Below are 19,159 nucleotides of genomic sequence, written 5' to 3' on the forward strand. Positions count from 1 at the left end.
TGCTGGGGTTTTTTCATGAATTCTGAAGATGGAAAGCAAATACTATTTTCTAAATAAATTGGATTGCATTACAATAAGATTAATGAAAATGAAAAAGGATGATAACATGACACAACGCAGGCCGATGGGCATCAAAATTCCTTTTACGAAAGATGCATTCTTGAAGAGATACGAACAATTAACTGCTCGTGAAACACATCATGTGCTTCTTGAAAGTGCACGCGGCGGTTCATATAGCATCGCTGGTATTCACCCGATCGCTAAAGCGAAGGGGAAAGATGGGATGACGACCATCCATTATCAAGATGAGGTGCTGTTCAAAGAAGGTGATCCATTCAGAGCGTTTACGGATTGGTTTCAAACCCTTCAAACCGAAACGAACGACGAATACCCCGACTTTCAAGGCGGAGCGATTGGGTTTTTAAGCTACGATTATGCTAGATACATCGAGCATTTTAAGATGCTGGCAATTGATGATCTACAAACACCAGACCTTTATTTCCTCGTGTTTAATGATGTTGCAGTTTTTGATCATGAAGAAAACGCGCTGTGGCTGATTACGCACATAGAGGAAGCGGAATCAGGGAGTGAAGCGAACCAAAGGCTTGAGGAATGGAAGCAAAAATGGACAAGCTCTTCAGAAGAATTAGCACAATCACCTGTCAATGAATCTTCCACAGAATTTGTACCAGCAGCACCTTTCACTGAAGAAACCTTTGGGGAAGCAGTAGAGAAAATTAAGCAATATATCGCAAACGGTGATGTGTTCCAAGTGAACTTATCCATCAGACAAGATGAACAGCTTCACACTCATCCGTATGATTTATACAAAACGTTACGTCAAGTCAATCCATCTCCTTATATGTCTTACCTGCATACGCCTGACTTCCAGATTGTTTGTGGATCTCCAGAGCTGCTTATTAAGAAAAAAGGAACTCAGCTAGAAACAAGACCAATTGCCGGAACAAGATCACGAGGCAAAGACGACGCTGAGGATCAAGCGCTGGCAAAAGAGCTCATTGAAAATGAAAAAGAACGCGCAGAGCATGTGATGCTCGTTGATCTTGAGCGGAATGATCTTGGACGCGTATCCACTTATGGATCCGTAAAAGTGAACGAATTTATGGCGATTGAGAAATATTCGCACGTGATGCATATTGTATCCAATGTACAAGGAGAGCTGCGTGATGAATGTGACGCGGTAGATGTCATGAGAGCTGTATTCCCAGGTGGAACGATTACAGGTGCTCCAAAAGTGAGGACGATGGAAATCATAGAAGAACTTGAGCCAACAAGACGTGGGCTTTATACTGGATCTATAGGCTGGTTTGGATTCAATCAAGATATGCACTTTAATATCGTCATTCGTACTGCGTATTGTACAGAAGGAAAAGCCTTTATGCAGTCAGGTGCGGGGATCGTCATAGATTCTGTCCCTAAACACGAATATAAAGAATCGATTAAAAAAGCCTATGCAGTGAAAAAAGCATTACAGCTGAGCAAAGAAGAGACTATTTTGAGTTAGAGGTGAGCAGAGTATGATTTTAATGATTGATAATTATGATTCATTTACGTACAACCTGGTCCAGTATTTAGGTGAGCTTGGAGAAGAATTGATCGTGAAACGGAATGATCAAGTAACCATTCAAGAAATTGAAGAGCTCAAGCCGGATTTTCTTATGATTTCTCCAGGACCATGCAGTCCTGATGAAGCGGGAATTAGTATGGAGGCGATCAAGCACTTTGCAGGAAGCATTCCAATCTTCGGTGTGTGTCTAGGTCACCAATCCATCGCGCAAGTCTTTGGCGGGGATGTCGTTCGAGCAGAGCGCCTAATGCACGGTAAAACGTCAGAGATTAAACATGATGGAAAAGGTGTTTTCACAGGACTTCAAAATCCGCTCGTCGCAACGAGATATCATTCATTAATTGTCAAAAACGAGACGTTGCCAGAGTGCTTTGACGCAACAGCCAGCACAAAGGAAGGCGAGCTCATGGCGATTCGTCATAAAGAATTGCCGATTGAAAGTGTGCAATTCCATCCTGAATCGATTATGACGTCCTTCGGAAAAGAAATGCTGAAAAATTTCATTGAAACCTATCGTAAAAAGGGGCATGAAGTAAACGCATGATCATTTATCTGAACGGTCAGTATATAGAGGAGAAAGACGCGACTCTTTCTCCTTTTGATCATGGTTTTCTATATGGCATCGGTGTATTCGAAACATTTACCAGCCTGGCAGGACAAGTCTTCCTGTTGGATTGGCATCTTGAAAGGCTCAATCAATCATTACGTGACCTTTGCATCGAATCCACAATAGAGAAACCATTTGTACTCGACATCATTCATACTTTACTAAATAAAAACCAAATAGCCGGCGGCCATGCGAGAATTCGCTTGAATGTTTCTGCGGGCAGAGGCAATGGGTTTTCTGCAGACCCTTATGAAGAGCCTGTCGTTTTTGTCATGATCTCTCCATTCCGTCCAGAATCTATTTTGGATGAGAAAAAGGGAGTCATTCTTCAAACAAGAAGAAATACACCAGAAGGGCCAAAACGCCTCAAGTCTCATCACTATATGAACAACCTGCTCGGGAAAAGAGAAGTGGGGAACGACCCGGCGTTAGAAGGCATCTTTTTAACAAAAGAAGATGATGTGGCAGAAGGCATTACCTCGAATATATTTTGGCGAAAAGATGATGTGGTCTATACACCGTCACTTGATACAGGCATTTTAAATGGGGTCACTCGTCGATACTGTATGGAAACGCTCCACGCGATGGGGGTCTCGCTAAAGGAAGGACGATACCCAGTCTCACATTTGCTCTCAGCTGATGAGGCATGGATGACCAATTCTGTTCAGGGAGTTGTGCCTTTCGGGTGTATAGGAGACATCCACTTGCTCAAAAACAGCCGGACCATCTCAACAAAGTTAAGAATGCAATACACAAAAGAACGTCAAGACCATAAAGAGTAGGTGGACACAATGACACAACAATTGATAAAACAGCCTAAAATCATTCAGGCCAAGCATCACACCCTTAGCTATGAAGAAAAGACATTGGTCATGGGCATTTTAAATGTCACGCCTGACTCTTTTTCAGATGGAGGAAAGTTTAATCAAGTAGATAAAGCGCTGGCTCATGCAGCGCAGCTGATAGAAGACGGGGCGCATATTATTGATATTGGCGGAGAATCGACTCGCCCGGGAGCGGCACTTGTGTCGGAAGAAGAGGAGCTTTCAAGGGTCATTCCTGTCATTGAGAAAATCACAAAAGAATTAGATATCCCTATCTCTATTGATACGTATAAAGCCCGTGTTGCAGATGAAGCAGTGAAAGCTGGAGCCTCCATCATTAATGATGTATGGGGAGCGAAGGCAGATCCCCAAATGGCACATGTGGCGGCGAAGCACAATGTCCCAATCATTTTAATGCACAATCGGCCAGAACGAAACTACACACATCTGATTTCAGATATGATCGCCGATTTGAAAGAAAGTGTCCAAATTGCCCAGCAAGCGGGTGTCCGTGATGACATGATCATATTAGATCCAGGTGTAGGATTTGCGAAAAATAAAGAGGACAACCTGAAGGTCATGAATGAACTCGAACATTTTTGTCACCTTGGGTATCCACTGCTGCTGGCTACATCTCGAAAACGATTCATTGGTGCTGTCTTAGACCTGCCGCCTGAAGAACGTACTGAAGGAACAGGTGCGACGGTCTGCCTTGGGATTCAAAAGGGCAGTGCGATGGTCCGTGTACATGATGTAAAAGAAATAGCAAGAATGGCAAAAATGATGGATGCCATGCTGAATAAGGGAGGCGCTTATCATCGATAAAGTATATGTAAACGGAATGGAATTTTACGGGTACCACGGTGTATTTGCAGAAGAAAATAAATTAGGGCAGCGATTCCGCGTGGACTTAACAGCTTCACTTGATTTAAGTAAAGCCGGACAAACTGATGACCTCAATGAGACCATCAACTATGCAGAGCTTTACCAAATCTGCAAAAGCATTGTAGAAGGCGAGCCGGTCAATCTTGTTGAAACACTGACAGAAAGAATTGCAAACCAAGTGTTAAAGGACTTTCCGACAGTTCAGGAATGTACAGTGAAGGTGATCAAACCAGATCCCCCAATTCCAGGACATTATCAGTCCGTTGCAATTGAAATGACGAGATCGCGCACATGAACAATACAGCATACATCGCATTAGGCTCAAACATAGGTAAAAAAGAAACTTATTTAAAAGAAGCCGTCAAAAAACTGCATGAACATCCAGGGGTTCAAGTGGAATTAATCTCATCGATATATGAAACAGCACCTGTAGGCTATGAAAACCAAGATGACTTTTTAAACATGGCCGTGAAAATTACCACTTCACTTCGTCCGGAGGAACTACTGTCTCTTACTCAGAAAATCGAGCAGGAGTTAGGCAGAACAAGAGAAGTGAGATGGGGACCGCGAACGGCTGACCTTGACATTTTACTTTATAATCGTGAAAATATTGAAACAGAACAACTTGTAGTGCCGCATCCCAGAATGTACGAACGTTTATTCGTTCTTGTCCCGATGAGTGAGATTTGCCCAGAAATCGGCGAAGTACAAATAAATGCCGTAACAGACCAAGAAGGTGTAAGCATATGGAAAAAGACATGTGGGGTAGAAGAATTCGTGCATACCGAAAGCTAAAAGGGTATACTCAGGAAGGGTTCGCGAAAAGACTTGGCATCTCTGTCTCTGTCTTAGGAGAAATTGAGCGAGGCAATCGATTACCAACAAACCAATTGGTTGGTCAAATAGCAGATGCTTTAAATATAACGGTGGAAGAACTTTCGCCAATTCTTGAAGAAGAAAGGAGGGGGAAAAATGTTTAAAATCGGAGATATCGAGATTAAAAACAAAGTAGTGCTCGCACCAATGGCTGGTGTGTGCAACTCTGCCTTCAGACTGACGGTGAAAGAGTTTGGAGCGGGCTTAGTCTGCGCTGAAATGGTCAGTGACAAAGCGATCCTGATCAACAACGCGAGAACAATGGGTATGCTATACATTGATGAACGGGAAAAGCCTTTGAACCTTCAGATATTTGGAGGGGAAAAAGACACACTCGTCGAAGCGGCAAAGTTCGTAGACCAGAATACCACAGCTGATATTATTGATATCAACATGGGATGTCCTGTACCAAAGATTACGAAATGTGATGCAGGAGCGAAATGGCTCCTTGATCCAAACAAGATTTATGAAATGGTCTCTGCTGTCGTAGAAGCTGTAGACAAACCAGTTACAGTGAAAATGAGAATGGGCTGGGACGAAGACCATATCTTTGCTATCGACAATGCCCGTGCTGTTGAACGAGCTGGTGGACAAGCGGTTGCGCTTCACGGACGGACACGCGTGCAAATGTACGAAGGAACAGCGAATTGGGATATTATAAAAGAGGTTAAACAATCTGTATCAATTCCTGTCATCGGCAATGGCGATGTCAAAACCCCTCAAGATGCAAAACGTATGCTTGATGAAACAGGTGTGGACGCTGTTATGATCGGAAGAGCCGCACTTGGAAACCCGTGGATGATTTATCGAACGGTTCATTATTTAGAAACGGGTGAACTGAAAGAAGAGCCAAACGTGCGTGAGAAAATGTCAGTGTGCAAACTTCACTTAGACAGACTCATTGACCTGAAAGGCGAGCATGTCGCTGTTAGAGAAATGAGAAAGCATGCAGCATGGTACTTAAAAGGGGTCCGCGGCAACGCTGACGTAAGAAACCAAATCAATCAAAGTGAAACGAGAGCGGAGCTTGTACAAGTTCTTGATGACTTTACGATCGAAGCCGAGGCAAAAGAGCTTCAAAGTATAAAAGTAGGATAAGACTATCTTTCTTTTTGTAGCTCACTGCTAGTGCATGTACTGGCAGTTTTTCTGCTTTTCTCTGCAAAATACATTATTGGAGTGATATAAATGAGTAATGAAGGGCTTAATAACGAAGAATTAAATGACCAATTCCAGGTCAGACGTGACAAAATGAATAAAATGAGAGAAGAGGGTATCGATCCATTCGGTGAACGATATGACCGTTCTCATCAATCTGCGCAAATTATCGCTGAATATGACGAGTTTTCTAAAGAAGACTTAGAAGGAAAAGCGGCTCAAGTAACAATCGCTGGTCGTATGATGACAAAGCGCGGAAAAGGAAAAGCTGGCTTTGCGCATATTCAAGACCTAGAAGGACAAATTCAAATCTATGTTCGTAAAGATAGTGTAGGGGAAGAAGCTTATGAATTATTCAAAAGCTCAGACCTAGGCGATATCATTGGTGTAACAGGAACTGTTTTTAAAACTAATGTAGGAGAACTTTCTATTAAAGCGACTAGCTTTGAGGTTCTGACAAAAGCACTTCGCCCGCTTCCTGATAAATATCATGGATTAAAAGATGTTGAACAACGCTATCGTCAGCGCTACCTGGACCTCATTGTAAATCCAGAAAGTAAGCAGACGTTTATTATGCGAAGCAAAATCATTCAATCCATGAGAAGATACTTAGATTCTAAAGGATACTTAGAAGTTGAAACACCAACAATGCACAGCATTCCTGGTGGTGCATCGGCGCGTCCTTTCATTACTCATCACAATGCACTTGATATGCCGCTTTATATGCGTATTGCGATCGAGCTGCACTTAAAACGCCTAATTGTCGGTGGTCTAGAGAAAGTATATGAGATTGGCCGCGTATTCCGTAATGAAGGGGTATCGACTCGCCACAACCCAGAATTCACTATGATTGAGCTGTATGAAGCATACGCAGACTACAAAGACATTATGAATCTGACTGAAAACTTAATTGCTCATATTGCCCAAGAGGTGCTGGGAACAACAACCATTCAATATGGAGAAGATGAAATTGATCTCAAACCTGAATGGAAGAGACTGCATATGGTTGAAGCGGTCAAAGAAGCAACAGGTGTAGACTTCTGGCAGGAGATGTCTGTAGAAGAAGCAAAACAGCATGCTGCTGATCATGGTGTTGAAATCACGAAAAATATGACAGTAGGTCATATTATCAATGAGTTCTTCGAGCAAAAAGTAGAAGAAACATTGGTTCAGCCTACATTCATTTACGGACATCCAGTGGAGATTTCTCCATTAGCTAAGAAAAATCCTGAAGACCCTCGCTTCACAGATCGCTTTGAGCTGTTTATCGTACGCCGTGAGCATGCAAATGCATTCACAGAGCTAAACGATCCAATCGATCAAAGAGAACGCTTTGAAGCTCAATTAAAAGAACGTGAAGAAGGAAATGACGAAGCACACCTAATGGATGACGATTTTGTTGAAGCATTAGAATACGGCATGCCTCCAACAGGTGGTTTAGGAATCGGGATCGACCGATTAATCATGCTTTTAACAAATTCTCCGTCAATTAGAGATGTACTGCTTTTCCCGCAAATGAGAAACCGCTAATACATCAATCAAAGCGCCATTTTATCTATGGCGCTTTTTATTTTTCATAAAATGAAACTTTTTTTAAAAAAACTATTGCAAGGAAAGAATACAGATGGTATATTATTATTCGTTGCCGCAAAACAGCAACGAGGTTAAAAAAAGAAATTGAAAAAAGTTCTTGACTTTAACCGACGCAAAATGTTAAGATATTAAAGTCGCTTACGAGCGATAACGAAAATGATCTTTGAAAACTAAACAAGACAAAACGTACCTGTTAATTCGAGTTTTTATAAAAAAATCCTATGAAACTTCATAGGTAGTCAGTCAAACTGGCGAAAAGCAAAACTTCGGTTTTGTACTTTTTCGGAGAGTTTGATCCTGGCTCAGGACGAACGCTGGCGGCGTGCCTAATACATGCAAGTCGAGCGGACAGAAGGGAGCTTGCTCCCGGATGTTAGCGGCGGACGGGTGAGTAACACGTGGGTAACCTGCCTGTAAGACTGGGATAACTCCGGGAAACCGGAGCTAATACCGGATAGTTCCTTGAACCGCATGGTTCAAGGATGAAAGACGGTTTCGGCTGTCACTTACAGATGGACCCGCGGCGCATTAGCTAGTTGGTGGGGTAATGGCTCACCAAGGCGACGATGCGTAGCCGACCTGAGAGGGTGATCGGCCACACTGGGACTGAGACACGGCCCAGACTCCTACGGGAGGCAGCAGTAGGGAATCTTCCGCAATGGACGAAAGTCTGACGGAGCAACGCCGCGTGAGTGATGAAGGTTTTCGGATCGTAAAGCTCTGTTGTTAGGGAAGAACAAGTGCGAGAGTAACTGCTCGCACCTTGACGGTACCTAACCAGAAAGCCACGGCTAACTACGTGCCAGCAGCCGCGGTAATACGTAGGTGGCAAGCGTTGTCCGGAATTATTGGGCGTAAAGGGCTCGCAGGCGGTTTCTTAAGTCTGATGTGAAAGCCCCCGGCTCAACCGGGGAGGGTCATTGGAAACTGGGAAACTTGAGTGCAGAAGAGGAGAGTGGAATTCCACGTGTAGCGGTGAAATGCGTAGAGATGTGGAGGAACACCAGTGGCGAAGGCGACTCTCTGGTCTGTAACTGACGCTGAGGAGCGAAAGCGTGGGGAGCGAACAGGATTAGATACCCTGGTAGTCCACGCCGTAAACGATGAGTGCTAAGTGTTAGGGGGTTTCCGCCCCTTAGTGCTGCAGCTAACGCATTAAGCACTCCGCCTGGGGAGTACGGTCGCAAGACTGAAACTCAAAGGAATTGACGGGGGCCCGCACAAGCGGTGGAGCATGTGGTTTAATTCGAAGCAACGCGAAGAACCTTACCAGGTCTTGACATCCTCTGACAACCCTAGAGATAGGGCTTTCCCTTCGGGGACAGAGTGACAGGTGGTGCATGGTTGTCGTCAGCTCGTGTCGTGAGATGTTGGGTTAAGTCCCGCAACGAGCGCAACCCTTGATCTTAGTTGCCAGCATTCAGTTGGGCACTCTAAGGTGACTGCCGGTGACAAACCGGAGGAAGGTGGGGATGACGTCAAATCATCATGCCCCTTATGACCTGGGCTACACACGTGCTACAATGGACAGAACAAAGGGCTGCAAGACCGCAAGGTTTAGCCAATCCCATAAATCTGTTCTCAGTTCGGATCGCAGTCTGCAACTCGACTGCGTGAAGCTGGAATCGCTAGTAATCGCGGATCAGCATGCCGCGGTGAATACGTTCCCGGGCCTTGTACACACCGCCCGTCACACCACGAGAGTTTGCAACACCCGAAGTCGGTGAGGTAACCTTTATGGAGCCAGCCGCCGAAGGTGGGGCAGATGATTGGGGTGAAGTCGTAACAAGGTAGCCGTATCGGAAGGTGCGGCTGGATCACCTCCTTTCTAAGGATATATGGAGCAGCGTACGTTTTCGTCTTGTTTAGTTTTGAAGGATCATTCCTTCAAAACATGTCTCTAGCGAGACAGGATTGTTCTTTGAAAACTAGATAACAATAAGTAATACATTCACATTGAATGCAATGCAAAGTTCATCACACATAGTGATTCTTTCTAAAGTAAGAAATGGTTAAGTTAGAAAGGGCGCACGGTGGATGCCTTGGCACTAGGAGCCGATGAAGGACGGGACGAACACCGATATGCTTCGGGGAGCTGTAAGCAAGCTTTGATCCGGAGATTTCCGAATGGGGAAACCCACTGCTCGTAATGGAGTAGTATCCATACTTGAATACATAGAGTATGAGAAGGCATACCCGGGGAACTGAAACATCTAAGTACCCGGAGGAAGAGAAAGCAAATGCGATTCCCTGAGTAGCGGCGAGCGAAACGGGAACAGCCCAAACCAAGAGGCTTGCCTCTTGGGGTTGTAGGACACTCTATACGGAGTTACAAAGGAATGATATAAGCGAAGAGGTCTGGAAAGGCCCGCCAAAGAAGGTAACAGCCCTGTAACTGAAATGTCGTTCTCTCCAGAGTGGATCCTGAGTACGGCGGAACACGTGAAATTCCGTCGGAATCCGGGAGGACCATCTCCCAAGGCTAAATACTCCCTAGTGACCGATAGTGAACCAGTACCGTGAGGGAAAGGTGAAAAGCACCCCGGAAGGGGAGTGAAATAGATCCTGAAACCGTGTGCCTACAAGTAGTCAGAGCCCGTTAACGGGTGATGGCGTGCCTTTTGTAGAATGAACCGGCGAGTTACGATCCCGTGCAAGGTTAAGCAGAAGATGCGGAGCCGCAGCGAAAGCGAGTCTGAATAGGGCGCATGAGTACGTGGTCGTAGACCCGAAACCAGGTGATCTACCCATGTCCAGGGTGAAGTTCAGGTAACACTGAATGGAGGCCCGAACCCACGCACGTTGAAAAGTGCGGGGATGAGGTGTGGGTAGGGGTGAAATGCCAATCGAACCTGGAGATAGCTGGTTCTCTCCGAAATAGCTTTAGGGCTAGCCTCAAGGTAAGAGTCTCGGAGGTAGAGCACTGATTGGACTAGGGGCCCCTACCGGGTTACCGAATTCAGTCAAACTCCGAATGCCGATGACTTATCCTTGGGAGTCAGACTGCGAGTGATAAGATCCGTAGTCGAAAGGGAAACAGCCCAGACCGCCAGCTAAGGTCCCAAAGTATACGTTAAGTGGAAAAGGATGTGGAGTTGCTTAGACAACCAGGATGTTGGCTTAGAAGCAGCCACCATTTAAAGAGTGCGTAATAGCTCACTGGTCGAGTGACTCTGCGCCGAAAATGTACCGGGGCTAAACGTATCACCGAAGCTGCGGACTGTTCTTACGAACAGTGGTAGGAGAGCGTTCTAAGGGCTGTGAAGCCAGACCGGAAGGACTGGTGGAGCGCTTAGAAGTGAGAATGCCGGTATGAGTAGCGAAAGACGGGTGAGAATCCCGTCCACCGAATGCCTAAGGTTTCCTGAGGAAGGCTCGTCCGCTCAGGGTTAGTCGGGACCTAAGCCGAGGCCGAAAGGCGTAGGCGATGGACAACAGGTTGATATTCCTGTACCACCTCCTCACCATTTGAGCAATGGGGGGACGCAGGAGGATAGGGTAAGCGCGGTATTGGATATCCGCGTCCAAGCAGTTAGGCTGGGAAATAGGCAAATCCGTTTCCCGTAAAGGCTGAGCTGTGATGGCGAGCGAAATTTAGTAGCGAAGTTCCTGATTCCACACTGCCAAGAAAAGCCTCTAGCGAGGTGAGAGGTGCCCGTACCGCAAACCGACACAGGTAGGCGAGGAGAGAATCCTAAGGTGATCGAGAGAACTCTCGTTAAGGAACTCGGCAAAATGACCCCGTAACTTCGGGAGAAGGGGTGCTTCTTAGGGTGTTAAAGCCCCGAGAAGCCGCAGTGAATAGGCCCAGGCGACTGTTTAGCAAAAACACAGGTCTCTGCGAAGCCGTAAGGCGAAGTATAGGGGCTGACGCCTGCCCGGTGCTGGAAGGTTAAGAGGAGCGCTTAGCGTAAGCGAAGGTGCGAATTGAAGCCCCAGTAAACGGCGGCCGTAACTATAACGGTCCTAAGGTAGCGAAATTCCTTGTCGGGTAAGTTCCGACCCGCACGAAAGGCGCAACGATCTGGGCACTGTCTCAACGAGAGACTCGGTGAAATTATAGTACCTGTGAAGATGCAGGTTACCCGCGACAGGACGGAAAGACCCCGTGGAGCTTTACTGCAGCCTGATATTGAATGTTGGTACAGCTTGTACAGGATAGGTAGGAGCCTTGGAAACCGGAGCGCTAGCTTCGGTGGAGGCATCGGTGGGATACTACCCTGGCTGTATTGACCTTCTAACCCGCTGCCCTTATCGGGCAGGGAGACAGTGTCAGGTGGGCAGTTTGACTGGGGCGGTCGCCTCCTAAAATGTAACGGAGGCGCCCAAAGGTTCCCTCAGAATGGTTGGAAATCATTCGCAGAGTGTAAAGGCACAAGGGAGCTTGACTGCGAGACCTACAAGTCGAGCAGGGACGAAAGTCGGGCTTAGTGATCCGGTGGTTCCGCATGGAAGGGCCATCGCTCAACGGATAAAAGCTACCCCGGGGATAACAGGCTTATCTCCCCCAAGAGTCCACATCGACGGGGAGGTTTGGCACCTCGATGTCGGCTCATCGCATCCTGGGGCTGTAGTCGGTCCCAAGGGTTGGGCTGTTCGCCCATTAAAGCGGTACGCGAGCTGGGTTCAGAACGTCGTGAGACAGTTCGGTCCCTATCCGTCGCGGGCGCAGGAAATTTGAGAGGAGCTGTCCTTAGTACGAGAGGACCGGGATGGACGCACCGCTGGTGTACCAGTTGTTCTGCCAAGGGCATCGCTGGGTAGCTATGTGCGGACGGGATAAGTGCTGAAAGCATCTAAGCATGAAGCCCCCCTCAAGATGAGATTTCCCATTCCGCAAGGAAGTAAGATCCCTGAAAGATGATCAGGTTGATAGGTCTGAGGTGGAAGCGTGGTGACACGTGGAGCTGACAGATACTAATAGATCGAGGACTTAACCTATATTCTAATGTGAAGCATGAACATTGTTATCTAGTTTTGAGAGAACATTCTCTCCATCAGGTTTGGTGGCGATAGCGAAGAGGTCACACCCGTTCCCATACCGAACACGGAAGTTAAGCTCTTCAGCGCCGATGGTAGTTGGGGGTTTCCCCCTGTGAGAGTAGGACGCCGCCAAGCTTCTATTAGGATCAGTTCCAGTCGGAACTGGTCTTTTTTGTGTTTTTGAATGACTTGCTTCTATATAATAGGTTCGTAAAGTAAAAATACGTTGTTTCCTCGTTGATTGCTAAATAAATCAAACTTTACTTTCCTTCAATTTAACATTTCAGTCATCATATGAACCAGTAGTTCAAATTATCAAGGGTCAACACTAAAAGCATAAGAAAACCTCTCCTTGGACTAAATAGATGTAAAGAGGTGATGTATAGGGTCACGAGATAGAAAGGCACCCTCACCCCAAAGGGGATAGTCAGCTATTGCTAAATTTTTAACTTAAAAGGAGAAAGAAACAATACTAATATTAATTTTCCTGGTAAAACTTTATATCGATGATAAGACTGTTGAGTGTTTGAAGCAGCAGAAAAATTAATGTGAAACGATTTGTTGAAAAATAGTAAAGAGCAGTAATTATTTTTACACTTTTTTAGGCAAAAAAGATTTCTCAGAAAAATAAAATAATAATAGAATTTCTTTTTTGGATGTTTTTTATCCAGAGATATATGAAATAAAACAAGGATATGAAAGCTTCGAAATTGCTGTTTTTGCAATGATAGAGCCATATAAGCGCTCTTTTTAACAAAAAAACATAAAAAAATGAAAAAAAGGCTTTTAAAATGATGAGACAAGTGGTAAACTTCTTTAGGTGCCTTAACGAAAAGGTGAAAAAACAGCTTTAAAATAAATTCAAAAATTATTTTAAAAAAGTCTTTACAAACAATATCTTATCGTTATATAATACTATTTGTCAGATCGAGAGACACTTCGAAACGACACAATATGGAGGATTAGCTCAGCTGGGAGAGCATCTGCCTTACAAGCAGAGGGTCGGCGGTTCGAGCCCGTCATCCTCCACCATATTTATTCTTACATAATGTTAGGATAGATAAAGCCGGTGTAGCTCAACTGGTAGAGCAACTGACTTGTAATCAGTAGGTTGGGGGTTCAAGTCCTCTTGCCGGCACCACTTTCATATGGTAAGATAGACAAGTCGCTTTTAAAGCGAGCCATTAGCTCAGTTGGTAGAGCATCTGACTTTTAATCAGAGGGTCGAAGGTTCGAGTCCTTCATGGCTCACCATGTTTCATGCGGGTGTGGCGGAATTGGCAGACGCGCTAGACTTAGGATCTAGTGTCTTTATGACGTGGGGGTTCAAGTCCCTTCACCCGCATTGCCAAATAAAATAAAGAAATCCTGTAATGCGGAAGTAGTTCAGTGGTAGAACACCACCTTGCCAAGGTGGGGGTCGCGGGTTCGAATCCCGTCTTCCGCTTATACCATCCACGCCGGGGTGGTGGAATTGGCAGACACACAGGACTTAAAATCCTGCGGTAGGTGACTACCGTGCCGGTTCAAGTCCGGCCCTCGGCATTATAAATAAGCGCCCGTAGCTCAATTGGATAGAGCGTTTGACTACGGATCAAAAGGTTAGGGGTTCGACTCCTCTCGGGCGCGCCATTAAGATCGGGAAGTAGCTCAGCTTGGTAGAGCACTTGGTTTGGGACCAAGGGGTCGCAGGTTCGAATCCTGTCTTCCCGACCATCTTTTATGGGGCCTTAGCTCAGCTGGGAGAGCGCCTGCCTTGCACGCAGGAGGTCAGCGGTTCGATCCCGCTAGGCTCCACCAATATGATCTTTGAAAACTAAACAAGACAAAACGTACCTGTTAATTCGATTTTTTATAAAAAAATCCTATGATACTTCATAGGTAGTCAGTCAAACTGGCGAAAAGCAAAACTTCGGTTTTGTACTTTTTCGGAGAGTTTGATCCTGGCTCAGGACGAACGCTGGCGGCGTGCCTAATACATGCAAGTCGAGCGGACAGAAGGGAGCTTGCTCCCGGATGTTAGCGGCGGACGGGTGAGTAACACGTGGGTAACCTGCCTGTAAGACTGGGATAACTCCGGGAAACCGGAGCTAATACCGGATAGTTCCTTGAACCGCATGGTTCAAGGATGAAAGACGGTTTCGGCTGTCACTTACAGATGGACCCGCGGCGCATTAGCTAGTTGGTGGGGTAATGGCTCACCAAGGCGACGATGCGTAGCCGACCTGAGAGGGTGATCGGCCACACTGGGACTGAGACACGGCCCAGACTCCTACGGGAGGCAGCAGTAGGGAATCTTCCGCAATGGACGAAAGTCTGACGGAGCAACGCCGCGTGAGTGATGAAGGTTTTCGGATCGTAAAGCTCTGTTGTTAGGGAAGAACAAGTGCGAGAGTAACTGCTCGCACCTTGACGGTACCTAACCAGAAAGCCACGGCTAACTACGTGCCAGCAGCCGCGGTAATACGTAGGTGGCAAGCGTTGTCCGGAATTATTGGGCGTAAAGGGCTCGCAGGCGGTTTCTTAAGTCTGATGTGAAAGCCCCCGGCTCAACCGGGGAGGGTCATTGGAAACTGGGAAACTTGAGTGCAGAAGAGGAGAGTGGAATTCCACGTGTAGCGGTGAAATGCGTAGAGATGTGGAGGAACACCAGTGGCGAAGGCGACTCTCTGGTCTGTAACTGACGCTGAGGAGCGAAAGCGTGGGGAGCGAACAGGATTAGATACCCTGGTAGTCCACGCCGTAAACGATGAGTGCTAAGTGTTAGGGGGTTTCCGCCCCTTAGTGCTGCAGCTAACGCATTAAGCACTCCGCCTGGGGAGTACGGTCGCAAGACTGAAACTCAAAGGAATTGACGGGGGCCCGCACAAGCGGTGGAGCATGTGGTTTAATTCGAAGCAACGCGAAGAACCTTACCAGGTCTTGACATCCTCTGACAACCCTAGAGATAGGGCTTTCCCTTCGGGGACAGAGTGACAGGTGGTGCATGGTTGTCGTCAGCTCGTGTCGTGAGATGTTGGGTTAAGTCCCGCAACGAGCGCAACCCTTGATCTTAGTTGCCAGCATTCAGTTGGGCACTCTAAGGTGACTGCCGGTGACAAACCGGAGGAAGGTGGGGATGACGTCAAATCATCATGCCCCTTATGACCTGGGCTACACACGTGCTACAATGGACAGAACAAAGGGCTGCAAGACCGCAAGGTTTAGCCAATCCCATAAATCTGTTCTCAGTTCGGATCGCAGTCTGCAACTCGACTGCGTGAAGCTGGAATCGCTAGTAATCGCGGATCAGCATGCCGCGGTGAATACGTTCCCGGGCCTTGTACACACCGCCCGTCACACCACGAGAGTTTGCAACACCCGAAGTCGGTGAGGTAACCTTTATGGAGCCAGCCGCCGAAGGTGGGGCAGATGATTGGGGTGAAGTCGTAACAAGGTAGCCGTATCGGAAGGTGCGGCTGGATCACCTCCTTTCTAAGGATATATGGAGCAGCGTACGTTTTCGTCTTGTTTAGTTTTGAAGGATCATTCCTTCAAAACATGTCTCTAGCGAGACAGGATTGTTCTTTGAAAACTAGATAACAATAAGTAATACATTCACATTGAATGCAATGCAAAGTTCATCACACATAGTGATTCTTTCTAAAGTAAGAAATGGTTAAGTTAGAAAGGGCGCACGGTGGATGCCTTGGCACTAGGAGCCGATGAAGGACGGGACGAACACCGATATGCTTCGGGGAGCTGTAAGCAAGCTTTGATCCGGAGATTTCCGAATGGGGAAACCCACTGCTCGTAATGGAGTAGTATCCATACTTGAATACATAGAGTATGAGAAGGCATACCCGGGGAACTGAAACATCTAAGTACCCGGAGGAAGAGAAAGCAAATGCGATTCCCTGAGTAGCGGCGAGCGAAACGGGAACAGCCCAAACCAAGAGGCTTGCCTCTTGGGGTTGTAGGACACTCTATACGGAGTTACAAAGGAATGATATAAGCGAAGAGGTCTGGAAAGGCCCGCCAAAGAAGGTAACAGCCCTGTAACTGAAATGTCGTTCTCTCCAGAGTGGATCCTGAGTACGGCGGAACACGTGAAATTCCGTCGGAATCCGGGAGGACCATCTCCCAAGGCTAAATACTCCCTAGTGACCGATAGTGAACCAGTACCGTGAGGGAAAGGTGAAAAGCACCCCGGAAGGGGAGTGAAATAGATCCTGAAACCGTGTGCCTACAAGTAGTCAGAGCCCGTTAACGGGTGATGGCGTGCCTTTTGTAGAATGAACCGGCGAGTTACGATCCCGTGCAAGGTTAAGCAGAAGATGCGGAGCCGCAGCGAAAGCGAGTCTGAATAGGGCGCATGAGTACGTGGTCGTAGACCCGAAACCAGGTGATCTACCCATGTCCAGGGTGAAGTTCAGGTAACACTGAATGGAGGCCCGAACCCACGCACGTTGAAAAGTGCGGGGATGAGGTGTGGGTAGGGGTGAAATGCCAATCGAACCTGGAGATAGCTGGTTCTCTCCGAAATAGCTTTAGGGCTAGCCTCAAGGTAAGAGTCTCGGAGGTAGAGCACTGATTGGACTAGGGGCCCCTACCGGGTTACCGAATTCAGTCAAACTCCGAATGCCGATGACTTATCCTTGGGAGTCAGACTGCGAGTGATAAGATCCGTAGTCGAAAGGGAAACAGCCCAGACCGCCAGCTAAGGTCCCAAAGTATACGTTAAGTGGAAAAGGATGTGGAGTTGCTTAGACAACCAGGATGTTGGCTTAGAAGCAGCCACCATTTAAAGAGTGCGTAATAGCTCACTGGTCGAGTGACTCTGCGCCGAAAATGTACCGGGGCTAAACGTATCACCGAAGCTGCGGACTGTTCTTACGAACAGTGGTAGGAGAGCGTTCTAAGGGCTGTGAAGCCAGACCGGAAGGACTGGTGGAGCGCTTAGAAGTGAGAATGCCGGTATGAGTAGCGAAAGACGGGTGAGAATCCCGTCCACCGAATGCCTAAGGTTTCCTGAGGAAGGCTCGTCCGCTCAGGGTTAGTCGGGACCTAAGCCGAGGCCGAAAGGCGTAGGCGATGGACAACAGGTTGATATTCCTGTACCACCTCCTCACCATTTGAGCAATGGGGGGACGCAGGAGGATAGGGTAAGCGCGGTATTGGATATCCGCGTCCAAGCAGTTAGGCTGGGAAATAGGCAAATCCGTTTCCCATAAAGGCTGAGCTGTGATGGCGAGCGAAATTTAGTAGCGAAGTTCCTGATTCCACACTGCCAAGAAAAGCCTCTAGCGAGGTGAGAGGTGCCCGTACCGCAAACCGACACAGGTAGGCGAGGAGAGAATCCTAAGGTGATCGAGAGAACTCTCGTTAAGGAACTCGGCAAAATGACCCCGTAACTTCGGGAGAAGGGGTGCTTCTTAGGGTGTTAAAGCCCCGAGAAGCCGCAGTGAATAGGCCCAGGCGACTGTTTAGCAAAAACACAGGTCTCTGCGAAGCCGTAAGGCGAAGTATAGGGGCTGACGCCTGCCCGGTGCTGGAAGGTTAAGAGGAGCGCTTAGCGTAAGCGAAGGTGCGAATTGAAGCCCCAGTAAACGGCGGCCGTAACTATAACGGTCCTAAGGTAGCGAAATTCCTTGTCGGGTAAGTTCCGACCCGCACGAAAGGCGCAACGATCTGGGCACTGTCTCAACGAGAGACTCGGTGAAATTATAGTACCTGTGAAGATGCAGGTTACCCGCGACAGGACGGAAAGACCCCGTGGAGCTTTACTGCAGCCTGATATTGAATGTTGGTACAGCTTGTACAGGATAGGTAGGAGCCTTGGAAACCGGAGCGCTAGCTTCGGTGGAGGCATCGGTGGGATACTACCCTGGCTGTATTGACCTTCTAACCCGCTGCCCTTATCGGGCAGGGAGACAGTGTCAGGTGGGCAGTTTGACTGGGGCGGTCGCCTCCTAAAATGTAACGGAGGCGCCCAAAGGTTCCCTCAGAATGGTTGGAAATCATTCGCAGAGTGTAAAGGCACAAGGGAGCTTGACTGCGAGACCTACAAGTCGAGCAGGGACGAAAGTCGGGCTTAGTGATCCGGTGGTTCCGCATGGAAGGGCCATCGCTCAACGGATAAAAGCTACCCCGGGGATAACAGGCTTATCTCCCCCAAGAGTCCACATCGACGGGGAGGTTTGGCACCTCGATGTCGGCTCATCGCATCCTGGGGCTGTAGTCGGTCCCAAGGGTTGGGCTGTTCGCCCATTAAAGCGGTACGCGAGCTGGGTTCAGAACGTCGTGAGACAGTTCGGTCCCTATCCGTCGCGGGCGCAGGAAATTTGAGAGGAGCTGTCCTTAGTACGAGAGGACCGGGATGGACGCACCGCTGGTGTACCAGTTGTTCTGCCAAGGGCATCGCTGGGTAGCTATGTGCGGACGGGATAAGTGCTGAAAGCATCTAAGCATGAAGCCCCCCTCAAGATGAGATTTCCCATTCCGCAAGGAAGTAAGATCCCTGAAAGATGATCAGGTTGATAGGTCTGAGGTGGAAGCGTGGTGACACGTGGAGCTGACAGATACTAATAGATCGAGGACTTAACCTATATTCTAATGTGAAGCATGAACATTGTTATCTAGTTTTGAGAGAACATTCTCTCCATC

The 19,159-nt window shown here is 47.4% G+C and carries 9 protein-coding genes, 9 tRNA genes and 5 rRNA genes; all 23 read left to right on the forward strand.

The window, feature by feature from the left end:
• Positions 1-106: 106 nt before the first annotated feature.
• The 23 genes from MHB69_RS00450 (at position 107) to MHB69_RS00560 (ending at position 19,101) form a co-directional block, all read left to right on the forward strand.
• Entirely contained in the window at positions 107-1,525 is a 1,419-nt protein-coding gene (locus MHB69_RS00450) for an anthranilate synthase component I family protein (protein ID WP_342495888.1), read from the forward strand.
• Positions 1,526-1,538: 13 nt separating this feature from the next.
• Positions 1,539-2,132 (forward strand): aminodeoxychorismate/anthranilate synthase component II, encoded by a 594-nt coding sequence (gene pabA / locus MHB69_RS00455; RefSeq protein WP_024425656.1) that lies wholly within the window; start codon positions 1,539-1,541, stop codon positions 2,130-2,132.
• On the forward strand, positions 2,129-2,977 hold the full coding sequence (pabC, locus tag MHB69_RS00460) for an aminodeoxychorismate lyase (RefSeq protein ID WP_046314466.1): 849 nt from the start codon (positions 2,129-2,131) through the stop codon (positions 2,975-2,977). Before pabA ends, pabC begins: the two co-directional genes overlap by 4 nt.
• A gap of 9 nt (positions 2,978-2,986) precedes the next feature.
• Positions 2,987-3,844: a dihydropteroate synthase gene (folP, locus tag MHB69_RS00465; protein WP_075621315.1), complete on the forward strand. Its 858-nt coding sequence runs from the start codon at positions 2,987-2,989 to the stop codon at positions 3,842-3,844.
• Positions 3,837-4,199, forward strand: coding sequence for a dihydroneopterin aldolase (gene folB / locus MHB69_RS00470; protein WP_024425659.1), 363 nt, complete (start codon positions 3,837-3,839; stop codon positions 4,197-4,199). The genes folP and folB overlap by 8 nt, the downstream gene beginning before the upstream one ends.
• The gene (gene folK / locus MHB69_RS00475) at positions 4,196-4,699 is read left to right on the forward strand and encodes a 2-amino-4-hydroxy-6-hydroxymethyldihydropteridine diphosphokinase (RefSeq protein ID WP_342495889.1); all 504 of its coding nucleotides are present in this window, start codon (positions 4,196-4,198) and stop codon (positions 4,697-4,699) included. The genes folB and folK overlap by 4 nt, the downstream gene beginning before the upstream one ends.
• Positions 4,651-4,884 carry a helix-turn-helix transcriptional regulator gene (locus MHB69_RS00480; protein ID WP_024425661.1) on the forward strand — a complete coding sequence of 78 codons (234 nt, stop codon included), beginning with the start codon at positions 4,651-4,653 and terminating at the stop codon, positions 4,882-4,884. The genes folK and MHB69_RS00480 overlap by 49 nt, the downstream gene beginning before the upstream one ends.
• Complete coding sequence (gene dusB / locus MHB69_RS00485) at positions 4,877-5,878, forward strand: tRNA dihydrouridine synthase DusB (RefSeq protein WP_342495890.1); 1,002 nt, start codon at positions 4,877-4,879, stop codon at positions 5,876-5,878. Before MHB69_RS00480 ends, dusB begins: the two co-directional genes overlap by 8 nt.
• 90 nt (positions 5,879-5,968) lie before the next feature.
• Complete coding sequence (lysS, locus tag MHB69_RS00490) at positions 5,969-7,468, forward strand: lysine--tRNA ligase (protein WP_034284259.1); 1,500 nt, start codon at positions 5,969-5,971, stop codon at positions 7,466-7,468.
• Positions 7,469-7,810: 342 nt separating this feature from the next.
• Positions 7,811-9,359 (forward strand): 16S ribosomal RNA (locus MHB69_RS00495).
• 182 nt (positions 9,360-9,541) lie between these two features.
• Positions 9,542-12,472, forward strand: a 23S ribosomal RNA gene (locus MHB69_RS00500).
• Between the two features lie 61 nt (positions 12,473-12,533).
• A 5S ribosomal RNA gene (gene rrf / locus MHB69_RS00505) occupies positions 12,534-12,649 on the forward strand.
• 821 nt (positions 12,650-13,470) lie between these two features.
• Positions 13,471-13,546: transfer RNA gene (locus MHB69_RS00510), tRNA-Val, on the forward strand.
• Between the two features lie 33 nt (positions 13,547-13,579).
• Positions 13,580-13,655 (forward strand) — tRNA-Thr (locus MHB69_RS00515).
• 37 nt (positions 13,656-13,692) lie between these two features.
• A tRNA-Lys gene (locus MHB69_RS00520) sits at positions 13,693-13,768 on the forward strand.
• Between the two features lie 8 nt (positions 13,769-13,776).
• Positions 13,777-13,859, forward strand: a tRNA-Leu gene (locus MHB69_RS00525).
• Between the two features lie 30 nt (positions 13,860-13,889).
• Positions 13,890-13,961: transfer RNA gene (locus MHB69_RS00530), tRNA-Gly, on the forward strand.
• Positions 13,962-13,973: 12 nt separating this feature from the next.
• Positions 13,974-14,059 (forward strand) — tRNA-Leu (locus tag MHB69_RS00535).
• A 10-nt stretch (positions 14,060-14,069) separates the two neighbouring features.
• Positions 14,070-14,146 (forward strand) — tRNA-Arg (locus tag MHB69_RS00540).
• 7 nt (positions 14,147-14,153) lie between these two features.
• Positions 14,154-14,230 (forward strand) — tRNA-Pro (locus tag MHB69_RS00545).
• A gap of 8 nt (positions 14,231-14,238) precedes the next feature.
• Positions 14,239-14,314 (forward strand) — tRNA-Ala (locus tag MHB69_RS00550).
• A 125-nt stretch (positions 14,315-14,439) separates the two neighbouring features.
• A 16S ribosomal RNA gene (locus MHB69_RS00555) occupies positions 14,440-15,988 on the forward strand.
• Positions 15,989-16,170: 182 nt separating this feature from the next.
• Positions 16,171-19,101: ribosomal RNA gene (locus tag MHB69_RS00560) — 23S ribosomal RNA — on the forward strand.
• The 16S, 23S and 5S rRNA genes sit together here with 9 tRNA genes alongside, the layout of an rRNA operon.
• Positions 19,102-19,159: the final 58 nt, after the last annotated feature.

The sequence above is a fragment of the Bacillus sp. FSL K6-0994 genome (assembly GCF_038630815.1).
In the GTDB taxonomy this organism is placed as follows: Bacteria; Bacillota; Bacilli; order Bacillales; family Bacillaceae; genus Bacillus; species Bacillus safensis.